This is a genomic window from Microcoleus sp. AR_TQ3_B6 (assembly GCF_036702785.1).
In the GTDB taxonomy this organism is placed as follows: Bacteria; Cyanobacteriota; Cyanobacteriia; order Cyanobacteriales; family Microcoleaceae; genus Microcoleus.
In genome coordinates, this window is the sequence record NZ_JAUBVJ010000167.1 from 2,973 (window position 1) to 6,625 (window position 3,653).

General features: G+C 48.0%; 2 protein-coding genes. Both read right to left on the minus strand.

Annotated features, from left to right (window positions below; all coding sequences use genetic code 11):
• Nucleotides 1-2,724: choice-of-anchor Y domain-containing protein (locus tag QUB56_RS35925; protein ID WP_332961135.1), on the minus strand; the 2,724-nt coding region annotated here is incomplete at its 3' end.
• A 225-nt stretch (nt 2,725-2,949) separates the two neighbouring features.
• Complete coding sequence (locus QUB56_RS35930; protein WP_332961136.1) at nt 2,950-3,117, minus strand: helix-turn-helix transcriptional regulator; 168 nt, start codon at nt 3,115-3,117, stop codon at nt 2,950-2,952.
• Nucleotides 3,118-3,653: the final 536 nt, after the last annotated feature.

The following is a 3,653-nucleotide window of genomic DNA, read 5'->3' on the forward strand; positions in this document are numbered from 1 at the left end:
CTTGGGGGCCAAATCGAGTTTGGCAGTCAAGGCGTCGCCGTCCAAGTCGTCGTCATTGGCTAAGACTCCGGGGGCTGACAGGTTGAATACCTTGTCGTGGGGAATTCTGTAACGGTCTGATTCTGCCCCGGGCGGAAAGTTATTGACCTCGAGGTTCACCGAAATCGGGGCAGACGGCGATACCCCGTCGCTGACGGTGTAAGTAAAGTTGTCAAAGCCTGCAAAACCGGGATTGGGAGTATAGCTGAAGGAACCGTCGCTGTTAAAAACTACCTTGCCAAACTTGGGGGCCAAATCGAGTTTGGCAGTCAAGGCGTCGCCGTCCAAGTCGTCGTCATTGGCTAAGACTCCGGGGGCTGGCAGGTTGAATACCTTGTCGTGGGGAATTCTGTAACGGTCTGATTCTGCCCCTGGCGGCAAGTTAGTGACATTGAGCTCCACCGGAATCGGCGCAGACGGCGATACCCCGTTGCTGGCGGTGTAAGTAAAGTTGTCAATGCCTGCAAAACCGGGATTGGGAGTATAGCTGAAGGAACCGTCGCTGTTAAAAACTACTTTGCCAAACTTGGGGGCCAAATCGAGTTTGGCAGTCAAGGCGTCGCCGTCGAATTTGTCGTCATTGGCTAAGACTCCGGGGGCTGGCAGGTTGAATACCTTATCGTGGGGAATGCTGTAACTGTCTGATTGTGTCCATGGTTGCTGGTTGGTCACGTTAATGACAAAAGTCTGGCTAGCCGAAGTATCGATACCGCCGTTAGCTATACCACCATTGTCTCTGAGGGTTAAATTAATAGTAGCGGTGCCAATCAAACCCGCCAGCGGCGTAAAAGTCAGTTGTCCCAAAGAGTCGATCGCAGGTAGTACGCTGAATAAAGCAGTATCGTCATTCCCTACTACTACCTGAAAACTAACAGTTTGTGCCGACTCGTTGGCGGGGCCTGGGGAAATGGCTGTCGCCCATCCAGGAAAGGTTTGCGGTCCTGCGTTGTGGCTGACGATTAAGTCGCCCCCTTTAATAAACGAGGGTGCGTCGTTAACTGGATTGACAGTAATTGTAGCCGTCTCGCTTTCGCTGCTAAACGGCGATGTGCTGCCGTTTACCGACACGTTTACCCCCGTGGTGCCGCTAGCAATGTTATCGCTTGTATCCCAAGCCCGGAAAGTTAGGCTGGATGACGTTCCAAAGTAATCTTGATTCGGTACGAAACGAACCCTCGGTTCTGCGCTTTTGACTGCTACGTTTTTTAATTCAAAACTGGCCGATGCAGAGGTAGTGTCGTCCCCAAAAAACAGAAAATTGGCAGTTTTATAGGGGTTAAGCGCGCCCGTGAAGCTAGTGTAGTTGCGCAGGGGACGGTTGTTCAAAATCGCCGTGCCGTTGCGAAACAGCGTGAAGTTGTCGCCTAAAACTGCGAGTTCATAACTGCTTAGTTGGGTTGTATCGCCAAACCAGCGGTCGCCAGAAGCATTGGCAGTATCATGAGTAAAAAGCGGCCCCGAGTCGGAAATCCCATCTTTTTGTACCCAAATCTCGTTGTCCCAAAAACCAATTTCTACACCTTTTTGACCGTCGGAACTAATAGCTACAAGGCTGAAACCGGCGCGGTCTGAAAGATTGTCTCCGTTTTTGTCGCTGTCTGCAAAAGTGTGACTTTCGCTGTTAATTTTGACATCAAAACGCACGCGATAACCTAAAGTGCGATCGAGAACTGGCACCGCCGAATTTTTAGGACTAAAAGCTAAACTTGGAAATCCCAGGGTGTGAGTGCTGTAACCTGCATAAATACTTTGATTGGCAAGGCTGTTGAGGGTAGTCGAACCCCCATTTAAAGTTTGACTAGCAACTGGACCTATCAAAGGATTAGCCTGATTAACATTTCCTAAAGCCATCCAAGGTTGACTTGCAGGTGGAGTTCCCAATTGACCTGCGTATAGAGATGTCCAGCCTAGTAGCGTGGCGTTAGTATCAGAAACAGCACCAAAAGGCGTCCAAGAATTGCCGCCGTTGACAGAGTATTGCCAAGTGCCATTACTGTTGTCGGCGCCGGTGACAGCAATAGCTTGAGGGTCACTGTTAATATCAGTAACTAAACCGCTGATTAAGGTAGAAATTGGCGTACCCGTGTTGCTTGCTGCCGGGGTATCTTCATTAATAGCTGTCAGTGTTGGGAAACCGGAATTGTTTAAAACTGGTGCAGCGTAGTGACTACCTAAATCGCCTACTGTATTTTGAGGAAATCCTTGCCATTGCAGGCTCGGACTGAAGGTATCATTAGGATTGGGATCGCCATCGGTGACATTTCGAGTGCGACGCAGGGTGTTGTCTGCCGTACTGATAAGTCCTGTTCCCCATTCTGTAGCCGGAGCGACTCCAATTTGACCGATCGAGTCTACAACTTGACCTCCAGAGCCCCCTTTTCTCAGTACAATTGCATCGTTGCCGTTGTACCAGCCAAATTGATCGGTAGTAGTTTGATCGGCTTGGTCAATGATAGCTTGAAAAGTCCCGTTATTTAGTGCTAGAACATAGACATCACCAGCAGCGACTGTTCCCGTTAAAACAAAGGTTTGATCCGGCACCGTTTGGCCGTTAAAATATGTTGGTACGACATAATTTGACGCTGCTAAGTTAATTGGCGCTGTAGTACCGTTGTATATTTCTAAAGCTTTATTATTGCCGCTACCTTCTACGTACTCCGAGAAAAATATATCTAATGACGACATGATAAGAGTAAAAGTTATGTATACAAAAATTCTACTATTTCATTATTTTTGTGTCAAGTAATCTTTTTTAGAGGTTTACCAAGTTGATAAAACTCATATTTTTTAGTGAGCGAGGTTTGGCAATCATTATAAACTGCCCGACTTAAGATTGACTGCCTAAAAGTTTTTCTACTACCAATCCTTTCTGAATTGCGAACACTGCTGCTTGAGTGCGCTTGCGGAATTCTAACTTTTGCAAAATCCCGTGCACTGAACCCGCACAGTCCCCGGAGCAATGTACAATATTTGTGGAATTTCCTGATTGCTTTTTCCCCCCGCAACTAAAGCCAAGATTTCCTGTTCTGGCTTCGTCAGCCGATTTTCTAAAACTTCTGATTTTGACCCTACTTTCACTGGCTCAGGATTAGCAAAAACCGCCCGAATTTCCGCAGTTACCGCTTGCTCCTACCACGAAGCACCCGCTGCTACTGCTCGAATTACCCAAACCAAAGTTTCCGCCGCAATTCCCTTGAGGCAATATCCCTGAGCTCCGGCTAAAATCAACCTTGTTCTTAACTTTGGCATTTGCTAATTTTGCCGAAGCGGTGGCCCAAGGGCGCGGCTAAGCCCAAGCAGATGCGCGGAGATCGACCAAAGCTGACACAACAGCCCGCCAACTCCTACCAGACGGTTCATTTCAAGAAGTTGGTTCAACATCCCTGAGATGCGGCCACCAAATTAAAGCGATCGCAGGCGATGTTATTCCTTCCGAGGGCGAAGTGATTGCGGGTTCAGTCATTCGGTACACCACAAGCATTCTTAGGATCGCGAATTAAATAACTTACAATTTTAATTATTATTGTGGGATGGGCGTCCCGCCCGTCCAAAAAGGACAGGCGGGACGCCCATCCCACTTTCAAGAGTGGAAGTTATTTAATTCTCATTCCTTA